The 19,034-nt window shown below is 65.2% G+C and carries 13 protein-coding genes and 1 pseudogene; 7 read left to right on the forward strand and 7 right to left on the reverse strand.

The features are described 5' to 3' along the window. Positions 1 to 66 precede the first annotated feature (66 nt). From I5R65_RS13060 to I5R65_RS13080, 5 genes are all read left to right on the forward strand, one after another. The gene (locus I5R65_RS13060; RefSeq protein WP_180668075.1) at positions 67 to 1,230 is read left to right on the forward strand and encodes an ABC transporter ATP-binding protein; all 1,164 of its coding nucleotides are present in this window, start codon (positions 67 to 69) and stop codon (positions 1,228 to 1,230) included. A gap of 72 nt (positions 1,231 to 1,302) precedes the next feature. Continuing rightward, complete coding sequence (locus I5R65_RS13065) at positions 1,303 to 3,279, forward strand: beta-galactosidase (protein WP_180668076.1); 1,977 nt, start codon at positions 1,303 to 1,305, stop codon at positions 3,277 to 3,279. 179 nt (positions 3,280 to 3,458) lie between these two features. Then, complete coding sequence (locus tag I5R65_RS13070) at positions 3,459 to 4,703, forward strand: ABC transporter substrate-binding protein (RefSeq protein ID WP_180668077.1); 1,245 nt, start codon at positions 3,459 to 3,461, stop codon at positions 4,701 to 4,703. A gap of 85 nt (positions 4,704 to 4,788) precedes the next feature. Continuing rightward, positions 4,789 to 5,727: a carbohydrate ABC transporter permease gene (locus I5R65_RS13075; RefSeq protein WP_180668078.1), complete on the forward strand. Its 939-nt coding sequence runs from the start codon at positions 4,789 to 4,791 to the stop codon at positions 5,725 to 5,727. A 20-nt stretch (positions 5,728 to 5,747) separates the two neighbouring features. Beyond that, on the forward strand, positions 5,748 to 6,599 hold the full coding sequence (locus tag I5R65_RS13080) for a carbohydrate ABC transporter permease (RefSeq protein WP_180668079.1): 852 nt from the start codon (positions 5,748 to 5,750) through the stop codon (positions 6,597 to 6,599). Positions 6,600 to 6,610: 11 nt separating this feature from the next. On the opposite strand, the gene I5R65_RS24280 is transcribed toward I5R65_RS13080, so the two are convergent. Continuing rightward, positions 6,611 to 7,459 carry a hypothetical protein gene (locus I5R65_RS24280; protein WP_231395168.1) on the reverse strand — a complete coding sequence of 283 codons (849 nt, stop codon included), beginning with the start codon at positions 7,457 to 7,459 and terminating at the stop codon, positions 6,611 to 6,613. Between the two features lie 272 nt (positions 7,460 to 7,731). On the opposite strand from I5R65_RS24280, the gene I5R65_RS13090 reads away from it, so the two are divergent. Further along, positions 7,732 to 7,878 carry a hypothetical protein gene (locus I5R65_RS13090; protein ID WP_180668080.1) on the forward strand — a complete coding sequence of 49 codons (147 nt, stop codon included), beginning with the start codon at positions 7,732 to 7,734 and terminating at the stop codon, positions 7,876 to 7,878. Positions 7,879 to 7,926: 48 nt separating this feature from the next. Here the strand turns inward: I5R65_RS13090 and I5R65_RS13095 are convergent, their stop codons facing one another. The 3 genes from I5R65_RS13095 to I5R65_RS13105 are packed head-to-tail and all read right to left on the reverse strand — an operon-like array spanning position 7,927 to position 13,684. Next, positions 7,927 to 9,399, reverse strand: a complete 1,473-nt coding sequence (locus tag I5R65_RS13095) for an efflux transporter outer membrane subunit (RefSeq protein ID WP_180668081.1) — start codon at positions 9,397 to 9,399, stop codon at positions 7,927 to 7,929. Beyond that, complete coding sequence (locus tag I5R65_RS13100; RefSeq protein WP_180668082.1) at positions 9,399 to 12,542, reverse strand: efflux RND transporter permease subunit; 3,144 nt, start codon at positions 12,540 to 12,542, stop codon at positions 9,399 to 9,401. Before I5R65_RS13100 ends, I5R65_RS13095 begins: the two co-directional genes overlap by 1 nt. After that, positions 12,539 to 13,684, reverse strand: coding sequence for an efflux RND transporter periplasmic adaptor subunit (locus tag I5R65_RS13105; RefSeq protein ID WP_370460939.1), 1,146 nt, complete (start codon positions 13,682 to 13,684; stop codon positions 12,539 to 12,541). The genes I5R65_RS13100 and I5R65_RS13105 overlap by 4 nt, the downstream gene beginning before the upstream one ends. A 146-nt stretch (positions 13,685 to 13,830) precedes the next feature. Between I5R65_RS13105 and I5R65_RS13110 the strand changes: the two genes are divergently transcribed. Then, positions 13,831 to 14,541, forward strand: a complete 711-nt coding sequence (locus I5R65_RS13110) for a TetR/AcrR family transcriptional regulator (protein ID WP_231395170.1) — start codon at positions 13,831 to 13,833, stop codon at positions 14,539 to 14,541. Between the two features lie 64 nt (positions 14,542 to 14,605). On the opposite strand, the gene I5R65_RS13115 is transcribed toward I5R65_RS13110, so the two are convergent. The 3 genes and pseudogenes from I5R65_RS13115 to I5R65_RS13125 all read right to left on the reverse strand — a co-directional run bounded on the left by I5R65_RS13115 (position 14,606) and on the right by I5R65_RS13125 (position 18,929). Next, positions 14,606 to 15,787, reverse strand: coding sequence for an acetate/propionate family kinase (locus I5R65_RS13115; RefSeq protein ID WP_180668083.1), 1,182 nt, complete (start codon positions 15,785 to 15,787; stop codon positions 14,606 to 14,608). Continuing rightward, positions 15,784 to 16,821: pseudogene (locus tag I5R65_RS13120) on the reverse strand (bifunctional enoyl-CoA hydratase/phosphate acetyltransferase); the annotation flags it as partial. The pseudogene I5R65_RS13120 and the gene I5R65_RS13115, both read right to left, overlap by 4 nt. Before the next feature lie 95 nt (positions 16,822 to 16,916). After that, a complete protein-coding gene (locus I5R65_RS13125) occupies positions 16,917 to 18,929 on the reverse strand; it encodes a bifunctional diguanylate cyclase/phosphodiesterase (protein ID WP_180668085.1) in 2,013 nt (670 codons plus the stop codon). Between the last annotated feature and the right edge of the window lie 105 nt (positions 18,930 to 19,034).

Here is a 19,034-nt window from a genome sequence, read left to right on the forward strand (position 1 = left end):
TAACCTGACCTCCGCCCGGTCCTTGCGGCGGCCTGACCTGCAATCCATTTCTGTAAGGAAGACGTGATGGCCAGCATCAGCTTGCGTGCAGCACAAAAAGCCTACGGCGATGCCCCGCCGGTGATCCGCAACGTGGACCTCGACATCGGCGAGCATGAATTCTGTGTCTTCCTCGGCCCTTCGGGTTGTGGCAAGTCGACCTTGCTACGGGTGATCGCGGGACTGGAAGACCTCTCCTCCGGCGACCTCTTCATCGGTGGTCGCCGCGTCAACGATGTGCCGTCGGCGCAGCGCGCGGTGGCCATGGTGTTCCAGAGCTATGCGCTGTTCCCGCACATGACGGTGTTCGAGAACATGAGCTTCGGCCTGACCCTGGCCAAGCTGCCCAAGGCCGAGATCGAACAAAAGGTGCGCGAGGCCGCACGCATCCTGCAGCTGGAAGAACTGCTGCAGCGCAAGCCCAAGGAATTGTCGGGTGGCCAGCGTCAGCGGGTGGCGATCGGACGTGCCATCGTGCGACGTCCCGGCGTGTTCCTGTTCGACGAGCCGCTGTCCAACCTGGATGCCACCCTGCGCAGCCAGACCCGCATCGAGATCGCGCGCCTGCATCGTCAGTTCGAACAGGCCAGCGTGGTCTATGTCACGCACGACCAGGTCGAGGCCATGACCCTGGCAGACCGCATCGTGCTGCTGCACGCCGGGGCAGACACGCAACGCTTCGGCAGCATCGCCCAGATCGGCACGCCCATGGAGCTGTACCACCATCCGCGCAACCGCTTCGTGGCTGGCTTCATCGGTTCGCCGCGCATGAACTTCATGCCGGTACAGGTGGTGGGCGCGCAGGACAACGGCATCCTGGTGCGCCTGACCAACAGCGACGAGACCGTGCTGGTGGCCGCGCAAGGCACCGTGCAGCCCGGCCAGCTACTGACGCTGGGCGTGCGGCCTGAACATATGGAAATCGGCCATAACAGCCATAGCGGCCACCAGAGCCAGTACGGCATCACCCGTGAAGTCGTGCTGGTGGAACGGCTGGGTGAGCAGACCTACGTGCATCTGGATGAGCCGGCCGGCCAACCGCTGGTGGCCAAGGCCGCTGGCGACGCCCACATCGCCCGTGGCGAACGGCTGCGCGTCTCGGTGTCTCCCGACTGCACCTATCTCTTCGACCAGGACGGCGTGGCGCTGGCGCGCAGGCAAGTCGCTCCCGGTCTGGCTGCGGCGGCCTGAACCTACGGTGGCGGCCGCGACCGCCGCCGCACCTCTCCTTCCACGCTTCACTACCGCTAAGGAATCACGACCATGTCGTTACGATTGGGAGTCTGTTACTACCCGGAACATTGGCCCGAGGCCATGTGGGAAAGCGATGCACAACGCATGCAGGCGCTGGGCATCAAGCAGGTGCGCATCGGCGAATTCGCCTGGAGCCGCATCGAACCGTCGCCGGGCGACCTGCGCTGGGACTGGCTGGATCGCGCCATCGAGGTGCTGGCCCGGCAGGGTCTGGAGGTGGTAATGTGCACCCCGACCGCGACGCCCCCCAAGTGGCTCATCGACCGTCATGACGATGTGCTGGCAGTCGATGCCCAGGGTCGCGAGCGCGCCTTCGGTTCGCGTCGCCACTACGATTTCTCGTCCGACTCCTACTACGAGGAATCGCAACGCATCGTGCGCCTGCTGGGCGAGCGCTATGGCCAGCACCCGGCCGTGACCGCCTGGCAACTGGACAACGAATACGGCTGCCACCAGACCGTGGTCAGCTATTCGCCGTCAGCGCAGCGTCGCTTCCGCCAGTGGCTGCGCCAGCGCTACGGCAGCATCGACGCGCTCAACAGCGCCTGGGGTACGGTGTTCTGGAGCATGGAATATCGCAGCTTCGATGAAATCGATGCGCCCATCGGCACCGTCACCGAAGCCCATCCTTCGCATCGCCTGGACTACCGCCGCTTCGCCTCCGACGAGGTGGTGCGCTACAACCGCATGCAGGTCGAGATTCTGCGTCCACTCTCGCCAGGTCGACTGATGGTGCACAACTTCATGCAGATGTTCCTGGAGTTCGATCACTATCCGGTCGCGGCCGACCTGGACGTGGCCACCTGGGATAGCTATCCGCTGGGTGCGCTGGAAGTGATGTGGTTCGACCAGGACACCAAGGCCCGTTGGCTGCGCACCGGTCATCCGGATTTCGCCAGCTTCAACCATGACCTCTATCGCGGCATGTCGGCCCAGCCCTTCTGGGTCATGGAACAACAACCGGGACCGGTGAACTGGGCGCAGTGGAACCCGCACCCGCTGCCGGGCATGGTGCGCCTGTGGAGCTGGGAAGCCTTCGCCCACGGCGCCGGCTGCGTCTCCTACTTCCGCTGGCGCCAGTGCCCGTTCGCACAGGAACAGATGCACGCCGGCCTGAACCGTCCCGACAATCGCCTTGACGTCGGCGGATCGGAAGCCGAGCGCGTGGCCCAGGAAATCCTCGCAGTCGAAGCCACCCATGGCACGCTGGCACAGCCACGCGGCAAGGTGGCGCTGTTGTTCGACTACGATGCCAAGTGGCTCTTCGAGATCCATTTCCAGGGCATCGACTTCGAATACGCCCACTTCGCCTTCGACTATTACTCCACCCTGCGCGCACTGGGCCTGGATGTGGACATCGTGCCACTGCACGCGGACCTGCAAGGCTATGCCATGATCGTGGTGCCGCCGCTGCCCATCGTGCCGGACGACCTGCCGGGGCGCATTGCAAAAAGCGGCGCACAGGTGGTGTTCGGCCCCCGCAGCGGTTCCAAGACGGGCTCGCTGCAGATCCCCCACACGCTGCCGCCGGGGCCGCTGCAAGAGTTGCTGCCGATGCGCGTCTGGCGTGTGGAATCGATGCGTCCCAACGTCAGCGAACCGGTGCAATGGGGGAGCGAACAAGGACAGGGCCGCTACTGGCGCGACCTGATCGAAGCCGATGGCGATGGTCTGCAGACCGTCGCCCGCTTCGGGGATGGCCATCCCGCCATCGTGCGCAAGGAACGCGCCCATTATCTGGCCGGCATCTTCGATGCCGACCTGAGCACGCGCTACTTCCAAGAGGTGGCGCACGCCGCCGGACTGGCGCCGCAGCGACTGCCGGAAGGCCTGCGCCTGCAGCAGCGCGGTGGCCTGCAGTTCGCCTTCAACTATGGCGATGCGCCGGTGCAGCTGCCGCAAGCCGATGCCGCGCAGTTCCTGGTGGGACAGGCGAAGCTGGAGCCGCAGGGTGTGGCGATCTATCGCAGCAGCAAACCCGATTAGGCAAGACGCCGGCCTCACTCTGGAAGAGCGCACGGCAGCCACGGCTGCCGCTGCACAAGCAGGCAAGAGACCTGCGCACGATGGGCAAAGAACTTGGCAGAAACTGTACAAGAAGCTGCGCAAGATCGATCACAGGATTGATCACCCAGCTGTTTTGAAACCAACATTCGGAGACGACAATGAACAAGATGATTCGCATGACCGTGATCGCCGGCTGCCTGGCCGCATCCGCCTGGAGCAGCGCCGCCCTGGCTGGTACCCTGGCCGTCAACATCGCCTACAAGGGGGCGGTCCAGCGCGCAGTATGGCAATCGACGATGGATGAGTTCAAGAAGGCCAACCCGGACGTGGAGATCAAGGCCTCCTTCATCGAGGAAGAAGCCTACAAGGTGCAATTGCCGGGCTGGCTGTCGACCCAGGCGCCGGACGTCATCAACTGGCACAACGGCGAGCGCATGGCCTTCTACGCCAGCCGCGGCCTGCTGGAAGACCTGAGCGAAGACTGGAAGAAGAACGGCTGGGACACCACCTACGCTTCCACCAAGGAAGCGTCCTCCTGGCAGGGCAAGCAATATTCGGCACCGACCGTCTACTACTCCTGGGGCATGTTCTACCGCAAGGACCTGTTCAAGAAGGTCGGCATCGCCGGCGAACCCAAGACCTGGGATGAATTCCTGGAAGCCTGCAAGAAGCTCAAGGCCGCCGGCATCGCCCCGGTCGCCGTCGGTGGTCGCGACGCCTGGACCCTGGCCGGCTGGTTCGATTACCTGGACCTGCGCATCAACGGCAATGCCTTCCACCAGCAGTTGATGGCCGGCGACGTGGCCTACACCGACCCGCGCGTGAAGAAGGTCTATACCGCCTGGAAGAGCCTGATCGACAACAAGGTCTTCATCGACAACGCCCTGTCCTACGACCTGGACGGCGCCCAGCCCTTCCTGTTCCAGGGCAAGGCCGCCATGATGCTGATGGGCACCTTCATCGCCAAGGGCTTCCCGGCCAAGCTGGCACCGGAGATGGGTTACTTCCAGTTCCCCATCATCGATGCCGCCGTGCCGACCGCCGAGGAAGGTCCGACCGAATCGATCCACATCCCGGCCAAGGCACGCAACAAGGCCGATGCGCACCGCTTCATCGCCTTCGTGGGAACACCCGCCATCAGCGCCAAGCTGGCCGAGGGCCTGGGATCGCTGCCGGCCAACAGCAAGTCGCCGGCACCGAGCGACCCGATCTCGCGCATCGGCTTCGAGATCCTGTCCAATGCCAAGGGCGGCATCTCGCAGTTCTATGATCGCGACATGACCAAGGAAATGGCCGATGAAGGCATGAAGGGCATGCAAAAGTTCATCAGCGATCCAAACAAGCTCGATGATGTCCTCAACGATCTGGAACAGGCTCGCAAGCGCATCTACAAGAAGTCTTGAGCGCTGGCAGATAGTGACCCACCCGGGCCATTCCGGTCGCTGACAGCGGCGGCAATGGCCCGCAGAAATTGAAGGAGACCCCGCCATGCTCGCGCCCACTTCCGCCGCGCAGCCGCCTGCGACCGATGCAACGGCCACTGCCGTATCAGCCACCCCGGCCAGCAGCCCGCAGCGCAGCGCCGCCCGCCGCAACCGCGCCGCCTTCTGGTTCCTGGCGCCGGCCTGCGTGATGACGCTGGTCTATGTGCTCTATCCGATCCTGTACACCATCTATCTCAGCTTCTTCAGCTGGGATGGCATGACCGATCCCAAGTTCGTCGGCCTGGCCAACTACGTCGAACTGTTCCACGCACCGACCTTCTACACGGCCCTGAAGAACAATGTGCTGTGGCTGCTGATGTTCCTGCTGGCGCCGCCCATGGGCCTGGCCATCGCGCTCTACCTGAACCAGAAGGTGCGCGGCATGCGCGTGGTGAAGTCGCTGTTCTTCGCGCCCTTCGTGCTCTCGGGAGTGGTGGTGGGACTGATCTACAGCTGGTTCTACGATCCCAGCTTCGGCCTGCTGTCGCTGATCCTGGGACAGGGGATACCGGTGTTGGGCGACGCCCGCTATGCCACCTTCGGCATCATCTGCGCGGCGCTGTGGCCGCAGACCGCCTACTGCATGATCCTCTACCTCACCGGGCTGACTGCGCTGAACCACGACCAGGTGGAGGCGGCGCGCATGGAAGGCGCCAAGGGCTGGAGCATGCTGCGCTACGTGATCCTGCCGCAGCTACGCTCGACCACTTTCATGGCCTTCGTGGTCAGCATCATCGGTGCGTTGCGCAGCTTCGACCTGATCTCGGTGATGACCAGCGGCGGACCTTACGAGAGTTCGACCGTGCTGGCCTACTACGCCTACGACCAGGCCATCAAGTATTACCGCCAGGGTTACTCGGCGGCGGTGGCGGTGACCCTGTTCGCCATCATGCTGGTCTACATCATCTATCAACTGCGCCGCATGCTGCGCGCCGAACGCTAACGAAGAAAAGAGGGATCGCCATGTTTCCCATGCCGATAGAAAAATGGAAGCCGCTCAACCGGGCGCTGTACCGTATCTCGGTGCCGGTGGCTCTGCTGATCTGGCTGTTGCCGATGCTGACCGCGCTGGTGACCTCGGTGCGCTCCAACGACGAACTGATGGCCGGCAACTACTGGGGTTGGCCGCAGGACTTCGCCATGCTGGAGAACTACCGCGAAGCGCTGACCGCGTCACCCATGCTGCATTACTTCTGGAACAGCTGCCTGATCACCATCCCTTCGGTGATCGGGGCGATCTCGCTGGCGGCGATGGCTGGCTTTGCGCTGTCGACCTACCCGTTCCGCGGCAATACGGTGCTCTTCGCCACCTTCGTGGCCTGCAACTTCGTGCCGCAGCAGATCCTGATGATCCCGGTGCGGGACCTGTCGCTGTCGCTGGGCCTGTTCAACACCATCACCGGGATGATGCTGTTCCATATCGCCATGCAGACCGGCTTCTGCACGCTGTTCCTGCGCAATTTCATCAAGCAGCTGCCCTTCGAGATGATCGAGGCAGCGCGCATCGAAGGCGCCAGCGAGTGGACCGTGTTCTACCGCATCGTGCTGCCGCTGATCCGGCCCGCGCTGGCGGCACTGGCGGTGCTGGTCTTCACCTTCGTCTGGAATGACTACTTCTGGGCACTGGTATTGACCCAGGGCGATGACGTGGCGCCCATCACGGTGGGCGTGGCGGCCTTGCGCGGGCAGTGGACCACCGCCTGGAACCTGGTCTCGGCCGGCTCCATCCTGGCAGCCCTGCCCTCGGTGATCCTGTTCTTCGTGATGCAGAAGCAGTTCGTGGCCGGTCTCACCTTCGGGGCCAGCAAGGGCTGAATCCGTTCCCCTTATTGCGCACCAGCAGGTGCCGCCGCCACCTCGGGCGCCTCGCTCTTGGGTGCCGGCGGCGGTACATCCGTGTGGATCATCACCACCGTGCATTCGCGTGCGACCACGCCGGCCTTGGTCAGCATGGCGCCTTTCCCGTTATAGATCTTGGCATTGCCCATGAAGACGCCATCGATCCGGAACACCCACGAGACGCCCGGCTTTTCGAAACGGTAGCCCAGACCATTGAGGGTCAGCGACTCACCGGTGATGGTACCCGACATCACTTCCTCGGCGATCTTGGTGCGCCGTCGCAGCATCACGCGGTTGCCATCGACCTCGGCGATGAAGTTGGCGTTATAGGGCTTGCTGTCTGGGATGGTGCGGTTGGCGTCGCAGGACATCACAGCCCGCCAGCGACCGGTGGCCACGGCCGGCGCCGCCCCGGTCTTGCCAGGTGCCAACGGTGTCCCTGGCAAGGCGCCCAACTGGCCGCCGAGCGCCACGGTGACGGCGTCCGGATAATCGAAGCCGGCGCCGCTATTGCGATCGATGGCGTAACCGATGACGCCGCCGACCAGGATATTGCCCCAGACATTCGTATTGGCCTTGGACACCACATTCTGCTGGCCGACCACGCCGTCCTTGGCACATTCCACGAGCAGGTCGGCGGTACTCTTCTTGATGGCGACGCTGCCGGGCGTCCTGACATACCACTTGCCAGCATCGTTGCTCAGCGTGCAGGTGGCGCCGGAAACGATCTGGCTGCCTTGCGTGGCCTGGACCGAAATGGGTTGCGTCTGCGTGCCCGTGATGGAGGCACAACCACCCAGCAGCAGTGCTGCCAGGCATACCAGCATTCTCAACATGGATTCCCCGATTCTCGTTTTTCCCCGCGTGCGCGGATTTTCGTTGTTGTCGTGCGTGATAACAATGGCGATGGCGATGACCTGGGCGATACAGGCCTGCCATCTCGCGAGAATATAGCCGAGCTGTTTGCGGGAAGACTGACGAAGCCCTGACAGGGAGAAAAATTTATTTCAACTGAAATGCTGGCGTCGCTTTTTGACATCCGGGCATGACCGGACCGGCGCAAGATGACTCCATCGACACCGCAATCCACCACCAAAAGGAGCCCATCATGCACACCACCACCCTGCGCCTGGCCGTCTTCATCGGTACGATGAGCATCGCGTTCGAAGCCCACGCCGGTCGCGGCGGGGCGATGCTGATGAAAGACCTGACCCGGCTGTTCAGCCACCTGTTCCACCAATACATGGGCGGTTGAGACGGTGATCCGGATGGGAGCGCACACCGGCGCCCCCGTCCTGTCTCTTCAGGGCTTGGCCGCTGCCTGCTGGGCCGGCACTTCGATACCCACGCCCATGGCCTGGAACAGGGTGGCGGTATCGCTCATGCGGCTGGCCGTGGCACGCACTTCGCCCAGCCTGGCATTGAGATACTGGCGTTCGCCGGCGCGGGTGGCACTGGCCGGGTAGGCCCCCAGCTGGGCGCGTCGCTGGGCATTGCGCCAGCCCTGCTCACTGGCCGCGCGCGCCGCCGTGGAGGCTTGCAGGGCATCAGCATCCTGGGTCAGCGCCACCAGGCTATCGGCCACGTTCTGGAAGGCATTCAACACGGTCTGGCGATAATTGGCCTCGGCCGCGAGATAGGCTTCCTTAGAAGCATCGCGCCGGGCGCTGAGGGCGCCGCCGTGGAACAGCGGCTGCGTCAGCGAAGCCCCCAGACCCCACACCGCACCCGCGCCGCTGGTGGCCTTGGCCCAGGAAAAACCGGACTGACCGAAGGAAGCACTGATGGACAGGCTGGGGAACATCTCGGCCGTGGCCAGCGCCTGCTCGGCCGCGGCCACCTTCAATGCGGCGTCAGCCGCCAGGATATCGGGCCGCTGGCGCAGCAGTTCCGAGGGCAAGGCCAGCGGCACTTCGCCGGGCAGCTGCAGGCGGGTGATATCCAGGTCGGCAGGCGCAGCGTCCGGGGTACGTCCCATCAGCACCGCCAGCGCATGGCGCGAGGCCTGCCACTGCGCTTTCATGCCGGGCAGGCTGGCGCGCAGCGACTGCGCGCTGGCCTGCGCCGACAGCAATTCATCCTGTGACACCGCACCCAGTGCCAGCCGGCGCTGCATCTCCTCGACATCGGCATCGGCCAGCGCCACCAGGCGTTCGGTATGCATCACCTGCGCGTGCAGGGACGCGGCGTTGATGGCCGTGATCACCACATTGGCTGCCACCGAACGACGCGCCGCATCGAACTGATAGGACTGCGCATCCACCTGGGCCGCCGCAGCCGAGTTGGCGAAGCGCTCCACCCCGAACAGGTCGAAGGTGTAGCTGGCGCGGATCTGGCCGGCAAAGACGTTGTACAGGTTGGTGGTCGGCCCCAGATTGGGCAGGCCCAGGGCACGCTGGCGCTGGGCCTGGCCGACCGCATCGATGGTAGGCCACAGTGATTCATCGATCTGGGCACGCAACTGCAGGCGGGCGGCGGCCAGGTTGCGATCGGCCTGGGCCAGGGAATGGTTGCTGCGCAGCGCCTCATCTACCCATGCCGAGAGTTCCGGCGAACCATAGGCACGCCACCAATGCGGCACGGCACGCTGGCCGAGCACGAACTTCTGGCGCGCCTCCTGTGGCCCCAGGGTGGTGGGTGTGGCATCGACGGCATAGTGGGCCGGCTGGGGCGAGGCCGGTGCCTCGCCGGTCGGACCCAGTGCGCAACCGGAGACCAGCAGCGCAGCGGCCAGCGCCAGGGGACGTGGGACGTTGGAAAAACGGACGGCGCTCATCAGTGGCTCCCTTGCGCGGCGTTATCGCGGTGATGGGTTTCATCCGGCTTGACCCGGTAGCACAGCGCATACAGGGCAGGCAGGTAGAACAGGGTCAGGATGGTGGCGATGGTGATGCCGCCCATCAGGGCGGTGGCCATCGGGCCGAAGAAGTTGCTGCGCAACAGCGGGATCAGCGCCAGCACGGCAGCAGCCGCAGTCAGCGTGATCGGGCGGAAGCGACGCACGGTGGCGCCGACGATGGCGTCGAAGCGGCCACGGCCGGCGGCGATGTCCTGCTCGATCTGGTCCACCAGGATCACCGAGTTGCGCATGATGATGCCCAGCATGGCGATGGTCCCCAGCATGGCGACGAAGCCGAAAGGCTGGCCGAACAGCAGCAGCGCGCCGACCACGCCGATCAGACCCAGCGGGGCGGTCATCACCACCATCAGGGTGCGGCCGAAGCTTTGCAGCTGCACCATCAGCAACAGCAGTACGGCGATGAACATCAGCGGCATCTGCGCCGAGATCGAGGACTGCGCCTTGGCGTTTTCTTCCACCGGGCCGCCGACGTCGATACGGTAGCCGACCGGCAGCTCGGCGCGCAGCGCGTCGAGCTTCTGGTTGACATCGTTGGTCACGTCGATCCCCTGCACGCCCGCTCGCACATCGGCCAGCACGGTGATGGTGGGCTGGCGGTTGCGTTCCCAGATGACGCCGTATTCCAGCGTGTTGTGGAACTTGCCCAGGGTCGCCAGCGGGACCGGCCCGTTGGGAGTGGGCATGGACAGCGTGGCCAGGCGCGATGGGTCGACACGTTCGCTGCGCGGGGCGCGCAGATCGACGCTGATGAGCTTGTCGCGCTCGCGGTACTGGGTGATGGTGTAGCCCGACAGTTGCATGGCCAGGAAGTTGGAAATCTGCTGGCTGCTCAGGCCCAGCTCACCGGCGCGCTTCTGGTCGATCTCGAAGGAGACCGAACGCTGCGCCGGTTCATCCCAGTCGAACTGGATGTTGGTGGCGCGGGTCTCCTTGCGCATTTCGGCGGCGACCTGTTCGGCGATGGCGCGGACCTTGGGAATCTGCTCGCCACTGATGCGGAACTGCACCGGGAAGCCCACCGGCGGGCCGTTCTCCAGGCGCGTCATGCGGGTACGTACGCCGCTGAACTGCTTGCGCAGCGGCTCTTCCAGGGCGTGGGCCAGGGCTTCGCGCTCTTCCACCGACTTGGCCGTGACCACGAACTGGGCGAAGTTGGGGCTGGCCAGTTGCTGGTCCAGCGGCAGGTAGAAGCGCGGCGCGCCGACACCGACGAAGCTGATGTAGTGATCGATCTGCGGCCGGTCCTTGAGCAGGGCTTCCATGCGGATCGCCTCGCGCTGGGTGGCCTCGAAGGAGGCCCGCTCGGGCAGATGCATGTCGATCAGCAGTTCGGGGCGGTCGGAGCTGGGGAAGAACTGTTGCGGCACCAGCGCGAAGGCGGCCAGCGAACCGATGAAGAGCAAGGTGGTGGCGATCACCACGCGGCCACGGAAGGCCACGCACCAGGACACCGAGCGCCGCAGCAGGGTGTAGATGCGGGTCTGGTAGATGGGGTGGTCGTGGTCTTCCTCGTCATGGCCGGCATGCGGATTGGCGGCGATCTGTTCATCGGTGAGCGCGCCCGGCTTTTCCTTGAGCATGTGGTAACCCAGCAGCGGGATCAGCACCACCGCCGCCAGCCACGACAGCAGCAGCGCGATGGCCGAGACCTCGAAGATGGAACGGGTGTATTCGCCGGTCCCGGACTTGGCCAGGGCGATCGGCAGGAAGCCGGCCACCGTCACCAGGGTACCGGTGAGCATCGGGAAGGCGGTGCTGGTGTAGGCGAACGCGGCGGCGCGCCGGCGGTTCCAGCCCTGCTCCAGCTTCACCGCCATCATCTCGACGGCGATGATGGCGTCATCCACCAACAGGCCCAGGGCCAGCACCAGGGTACCCAGCGAGACCTTGTGCAGGCCGATGTCGAACATGTACATGAACAGCGAGGTCACCGCCAACACGATGGGAATCGAGATCACCACCACCATGCCGGTACGGATGCCCAGCGAGACCAGGCTCACCACCAGCACGATGGCCACGGCCTCGGCCACGGCTTCGAGGAAATCGTCGACCGACTTTTCCACCGCGTGCGGCATGCTGGAGACCGCCGTCAGGGTCAGGCCGGCAGGCAGGCGCTTGCGCAATTCTTCGGTACGCGCATCCAGTGCCTTGCCCAGGCGGATGACGTCGCCACCGGGCTGCATGGTCACGCCGATGCCCAGCACCGGCTGGCCGTTGGCGCGCATTTCCTGTTCCTGGGGTTCGTCGTAGCCGCGATGGATGGTGGCGATGTCGCCCAGCCGGAAGTTGCGGTTGTTGAGGTGGATGACCTTGTCTTCCAGTGCCCGCAGGTTGTCGAACTGGCCGGTGGGACGGACGTAGACACGGTCGTTGCCGGTGGTGATCAGGCCGCCCGGCACCACCGCGTTCTGGCCACCGATGGCATCGGCCAGTTGCTGCGGGCTGATGCCCAGGCGCGTCATGCGGGCGTTGCCGATGTCGATGTAGATGTGTTCCTGGCGCTCGCCGAAGTAATCGATCTTGGCCACGCCCGGCACATGCAGCAGTTCGCCGCGCAACTGGTCGGCATAGTCGCGCAGTTGTGCGGGCGTGAAGCCGTCGCCGGCCAGTGCATAGATGTTGGTGTAGACGTCGCCGAATTCGTCATTGAAGTAAGGTCCCTTGACGCCTTGCGGCAGGGTGGCGGCGACGTCGCCGACCTTCTTGCGCACCTGGTACCAGGTCTGCGGCACCTGCGAAGCGGGCGCGGTGTCCTTGATGGTGAAGAACAGCTGCGACTGGCCGGCGCGGGAATAGCTGCGCAGGAAGTCCACATCCGGCGTTTCCTGCAGCTTGCGGGCGATGCGGTCGGTGATCTGCTCCTGCACCTGGCGCGCAGTGGCACCGGGCCAGTCGGTCTGGATCACCATCACCTTGAAGGTGAAGGGCGGGTCTTCGGACTGCGAGAGCCGGTTGTAGGAGCCCATGCCCAGCAGCGTCACCAGCGCCAGGATGAAGGTCACCAGCGCCTGGTGCTGCAGGGTCCAGGCGGAGAGATTGAAACGGCCGGGCGCGCTCATAGGGCGAAGTCCTCGGCGTGCAGCGGAGCGACCGGCTTGACCTTCTCGCCTGCGGTCAGGGTATGCACACCCTGCACCACCACCTTGTCAGCCGCAGCCACGCCCTGCGACAGCGAAATGCTGCGCTCGCCATAGGCCGATACCGTCACCGGCCGCAGTTCCAGCTTGCCTTCGGCACCGACGATCCAGACTGCCGGCTTGCCAGCCTGATGGAACAGCGCCGTCGCCGGCAGCAGCAATACCTTGGCCTGGCCGGAGGGGACGTCGGGCGTGATCACGACATCCCCGGTCATGCCCAGGCGCACGCTGGCGTCGGGTTGTTCCAGGGTGACCTTGACGCGATAGGTGCGGCTCTGCAGGTCGGCGGCAGGGCTGACTTCGCGCACCTTGCCCTTGAAGGTCTTGCCCGGCAACGCGGCCAGGGTGACGGTGGCCGGCTGGCCGGGCTGCAGACCGGCCAGTTGGCGGTCGGCGACATCGGTCACCACATCCACGGCGCCCGACCAGGCCAGCGAATAGACCGGCGAACCTGGGTTGAGGACGTCGCCGGTATTGGCTTGCTCGGCACTGATGACGCCGTCATGCTGGGCCACCAGGGTGGTGTAGTCGCGCTGGTTGCCGGCCACCGAGGCACGTGCCTGGGCCGCCTGGAACTGCGCCAGTGCAGCGGCGCGCGCATCCTGGCTCTGCTCCAGTTGCTGGGCGCTGATCAATTGTTCGCGGGCCTGGGCGGTATCACGCTGCAACTGCTTCTCGGCCGCGTCCAGGTGCTGGCGTGCCGAGGCCAGTTCGGCGCGGGCGGAGGCGGCATTCTGGTCGGCATCCGAAGGGTCCAGGCGGGCCAGCACCTGGCCCTTGCGCACCACGTCGCCGAGGTGCACGCGGCGCTCCACCAGTTGGCCGGCGACACGGAAGGACATCGAGGTCACATAGCGCGACTGCACTTCGGCGGGCAGATGCAGGGGCTGCCCGCCTTCGCGCTCCTGGGGTTGCAGGATCACCACTTCACGCGGGGCATCGGCCACCGGCGCCGGCTTGCTGCAGGCTGACAGGGTCAGCACCAGCGCGGCCGCGGCCAGGCCGAGCGGCACGCGCACGGGTAGATGCAGAGGAAGGACACGGGGACGTGGGTCGGGCTTCACAGCTTTCCTTTCAGGAAGGTAGGGTCGGATCGCCGGGCGCTCCGCATCCTCGATGGTCATCTTTACAAAAGTTCAGGGATTCTAATGCAGATCTGAATTCAGATGCAATCCTGTATTTGAATACAACAGTGTTAGAATCCTGCCCCATGACACGCGAACCAAGCCCACCACGCCCACGACTGAGCCGCGAGCAGAGTCGCGAGCAGACCCGCGCAAGGCTGCTGGAGGCGGCACACGCGGTCTTCATGCAAAAGGGATATGCGCTCACCAGCGTGGAGGATATCAGCACGGCGGCGGGCTATTCGCGGGGCGCGTTCTATTCCAACTTCGACGACAAGACCCAGCTCTTCTTCGAATTGCTCAGGCGCGAGGGCGAGAGCATCGACCGTGGCTTCGAGCGCCTGCTCGATGGCGGACTGACCGATCCCGAGGCCCTGCGCGATGCGCTGGCCGAGCAATATTCGGCGCTGTATCGCGACGACAAGTGCAGCCTGCTGTGGATGGAGGCGCGCATCGTGGCCCTGCGCGACGAGAAATTCCGCCTGCAGCTCGATGTCTATCTGGAAGAGCGGTATCACCAGATCACCCGCTTCGTGCAGGCCTATTGCGACCTGACCGGCGTCGTCCCGGCCGCCCCGGCGCGCGAGATCGCCATCGGCCTGATGGCGCTGTGCGAAGGCGTCAGCTTCTCCTACCGCTGCGTGCCGCACATCGTGGACGGCAAGACCGCCGAGTCCGTGCTGGCGTGGTTCATGAAGGCGTCCGTGGCGGTGACCGCCACCACGGCCGCTCCATCCGCTGTAGCTGCAAAGAAGCCGCCCCGTCCCCGCAAGAAAGCAGCAGCGGCCGGCGACTAGCGCGCCGTCGCTGTCGACACCACCACTGTCGACGCCATTGGCTCCACGCCTTGCGCGAACACCCTCATCGCCCCCTCCCCATCAGCAATCTGGCCGCGTCGTCGGCAATGACCTGTTCTTCATTGGTCGGGATCACCAACACCCGCAGGCGACTGGTCTCGCCGCTGATGCATTCCAGATGCTGCTCGTTGGCGCTCGGGTCCAGCCTGATACCGAGCCAGTCGAGACGGCGACAGATGGCCGCGCGCATACGGGCATCATGCTCGCCGATGCCCGCGGTAAAGACCAGCGCATCCATGCCGCCCAGGGTGGTGGCCAGGCGGGCGGCCTCTCCCGCGCATCGTAGCGCGAACAGTTCCAGCGCCTCGCGCGCGGGGGGAGCATCGCTCTGCTGCAGCGTACGCACATCGGCGCTCATGCCGGACACGCCCAGCAGCCCGCTCTGGTGATACAGCAGGTCTTCCAGTGCGGCCGGCGTCATCCCTTGCTGCAACAGGTAGAGCAATACACCTGCGTCCAGCGAGCCGCAACGCGTGCCCATGGGGACACCTTCCAGCGTCGAAAAACCGGTACTGGCATCGACACTGCGACCGTTCTGGAGCGCGCACAGGCTGGCGCCATTGCCCAGGTGCGCCACCACGACGTTGCCCCGCGCTTCCGGCAGGCCGCGCCGACGCAGTTCATCGGCGATGTAGCTATAGGAGATGCCGTGGAAGCCGTAACGCAGCACGCCCTCGTCATGCAGCTTGCGCGGCAGGGCAAAGCGGCGCGCCAGCGCATCCTGGGTGGCGTGGAAGGCGGTGTCGAAGGTGGCGGTCTGCGGCAGCCCGGGGCGCAGGCGCTCGATGGCGCGGATCAGCCGCAGGTTCTGCGGCTGGTGCAAGGGAGCCAGTGGCGCCAGGGCTTCCAGCGTGGCTTCGATGGCAGGGTCCAGCAGCACCGGACGCGACAGGTGCAGGCCGCCATGCACCACGCGATGCCCGACCGCGCACAGGGCGCCCTGCTCATGCCCGACTTCCAACTGGTGCAGCACTTCTTCCAGCACCTTGTCCATGGACGCTACGGGGTCGGCCTTGATCTCGATGCTCGAACGCATGCCTTCTATCTCAAGACGCAATTGCAGCGGCGTCAGATGCAGGTCCAGTTGTCCCTGCCCGATCCTGGTGGCACGGTTGTCGTCGAGGCAGAACACGCCCAGCTTGATCGAAGACGACCCGGCATTGAAGGTCAATAGCCAGCGGTTCATGCGCCCTCCTTGGGGGATGCCTGCATGGCGGTCCGCGCCGCCACCAGTCGGGCCAGTGCGGAAGAAGCCAGGCGCACCCGCAGGCTGTCGGCGCGACTGGTGAGGATGACAGGGACGCGTGCGCCCAGCACCAGGCCGGCAGCATCGGCCTGCGCCAGGTAGATCAGTTGCTTGGCCAGCATGTTGCCGGCCTCCAGGTCAGGCACCAGCAGGATGTCCACACTGCCGGCCACCGGTGAGGCTATCCCCTTGATGGTGGCGGCCTCCAGGCTGATGGCATTGTCAAAGGCCAGCGGGCCGTCCACCAGCGCGCCGGTGATCTGGTGGCGCGTCGCCATCACGGTCAGCGCGGCGGCATCGAGCGTGGAGGGCATGGCGGGATTGACCGTCTCCACCGCCGCCAGCACCGCCACATGGGGACGCGGCACGCCCATCACGTGCAGCAGGTCGATGGCGTTCTGGCAGATGTCGCGCTTGTGCGCCAGGGTGGGAGCGATGTTGATGGCGGCGTCGGTGATGACGAGCGGCTTGGGATAGGTGGGGATGGCCATCGCATACACATGGCTGATGCGGCGCTCGGTACGCAGGCCCGAGCCGGCACCGACTACCGCCCCCAGTAATTCATCGCTGTGCAGGCTGCCCTTCATCAAGGCGCCCACCTTGCCCTGCACGGCCAGTTCAACCGCCCGTGCGGCCGCCGCATGGCTATGCTCGACCGTTTCGATCGGCAAACCCTGCAGCGACAGGCCAGCCTGCTCGGCGATGCCACGTATCCTGGTTTCGGGGCCGACCAGCACGGGTTCGAACAAACCTTCGTCGCGGGCTTCCAGCGCACCCTGCAAGGCCTCGACGGAACAGGGGTGGACCACGGCGACCCGCATGGGCCGGGCGCCGAGAGCGTCGCGGATGAGTTGGTCGTAGCGCTGCGCAGGTGAGGCCTGGGCGGGTGGAAACATGGCATTCTCCGGGATGGAATGACGGGACACGGGGCATGCGCAGGCATGCTTGTTGTGTCGCAGCATATCTGCCTCGGCAGTGGAGCGGCGCCCAGATGGGACAAAGCTTGATCTGCTTCAAGTTTGTCAGCCCCGCGTCATCACGGTGCATTGCGCTACAGGTGGATGGGCGCTTACACCTGCGCCAGGGCACTGACCATGCGGCGCGCCTGGTCCGCCGGCATCGGGCGGGAGAAATAGTAGCCCTGCATCGCATGGCACTGCAGGGCTTGCAGGGTGCGCAGGTCGTCCTCGCTCTCGACGCCCTCGGCCACCACCTGGAAGCCGAAAGACCCCGACAACTGCAGCACCGCGGCCACCAGCGCCTGGTTTTCGGTTTGATCGGTCAGGCCGGTGACAAAGCTGCGGTCGATCTTCACGCGCGATACGCGCATCTGGCGCAGGAAGCCCAGCGAGGAATAACCCACGCCAAAGTCATCGATGGCGATGCTCACGCCCTGCATCGCCAGCGCCACCAGACTCTGGCTGGCGGCCTGCAGGTCCAGGGCGGTTTCTTCGGTAATCTCGATTTCCAGCATCCGTGCCGGCAGCTGGCGCGACTTCAGCATCTCCGTCACCAGTTCATCGACGCTGATACGCTCCATCTCCCGTGGCGAAATGTTCATCGATACCCGCAGGTCCGGGCGACCGCTGGCCTGCAGGAAGGCGATCATGGCCCCGGTCTCGCCGATGATGAAGCGCAGCAACTCCTCCGACAGGCCAGCCAGCGCGGCGATCTCGATCAGGTCGGGCGGTGCGATGGCGCCGTGGCGCGGATGGCGCCAGCGCAACAGGGCTTCGAAGCCATCCAGGGTGCGGCCATCATGCTGGATGATGGGCTGGAACCAGACCTCCAGCTGACGCCGCGCCAGGGCATCGGCCAGGTCGCGCTCGACATCGCGCTTCATCTGCAGGTGCGCGTTGAGGGCGTCGTTGAACACATGGAACTGATTGCGGCCACGGCGCTTGGCCTCGTACATGGCGGCATCGGAGCAGACCAGCATCTCGTTGATGTCATGGCTGCGGGTGATGGTGATGCCCAGGCTCAGGCCGATGTGCCGGTGCGCCAGGCGGGCGAAGGGCTGGCGGATGCTAGCGATGAGCCGCTGGGCCAGTTGCTCCGGTGGCTCCGCCTGCGGCGCCAGGGCGTACAGGATCACGAACTCGTCGCCGCCCAGGCGCGCCAGCGTGGCGGCCGCCGGCACGCTGGCCTGCAACCGCCGCGCCACCTCGACCAGCACCTGGTCGCCGGCTTCGTGGCCGTAGGCATCGTTGATCACCTTGAAGCCATCCAGGTCGAGGAACATCATGCACAGCGCATGCTCCTGCCGGGCCACCATGCGCGGCGCCGCTTCCATGAAACCGGCCCGGCCCAGCAGCCCGGTCAGCAGGTCATGCTCGGCCTGATATTGCATTTTCTGGGCAAACCGGTGCAGGTCCTGGTGCGCCACTTCCAGCGCCTGCTTGGCAGTGGTGGCTTCATTCTTCAGGGCGCTGGCGTGCGAGACCAGGCCCTCGCTGACCTTGGAACCGCGGATCAGTGCGGCCAGGTAGAGCAGCACTGCCGCCGCCAGTGACATGCGGGTGGTGCTGGGCTCGATGGTAGCCAGGCAAAAGATGATGGACAGCAGCGGCGGCGTAATGAAACAGATCGGAATGCGAGCAAATGCGAAGCCGTGGGTCACGGCACCCGCAGTGATGCCGCATACGCAGGTGAGATAGAAGAGGGTCTCGGGTGTGGTATAGCCAGCACACAGCAGCGGCACGCCGGCCCACACGATGCCCGACATCAGGGCCAGGATGCAGTGCAGTCGGAGGTTGAGTTCGGTGACGCGATCGCCATCGCCAACAGTGCGAGCACCCAGCAATGGCAGCGCCGCTGCCAGACGCTCCACCGGGATGCGGCAGGCCAGGATGCGCAACACATTGACCAGCCCCGAGCAGGCCAGCCAGATCAGCGCGATGGAGAGTTTGCCCGAGCGCCAGGCCACGAAGGTCGAGATCACGCCCAGCAGCATGTTGACCGGCATGGACAGCAGCACCGTCTGGCGCAGCGCCATGAGCTGATCGTAACGGATCAGTTGCCGCAGGGACACGGCATGGACCGGGTCGGGGTGAGAGGCTAGCGAGTTCTGCTGGTGTGACATGGTGTTCCTGTTGCGTCGTGGAAATGCCGCCTGACAAGGCTGGTCCGGCATGACCACCGGATGGGAAGCATAGTACGCGAGCCGGACCGTATTATCCAAGCGACA

Source organism: Herbaspirillum sp. AP02 (assembly GCF_015767275.1).
In the GTDB taxonomy this organism is placed as follows: Bacteria; Pseudomonadota; Gammaproteobacteria; order Burkholderiales; family Burkholderiaceae_D; genus Herbaspirillum.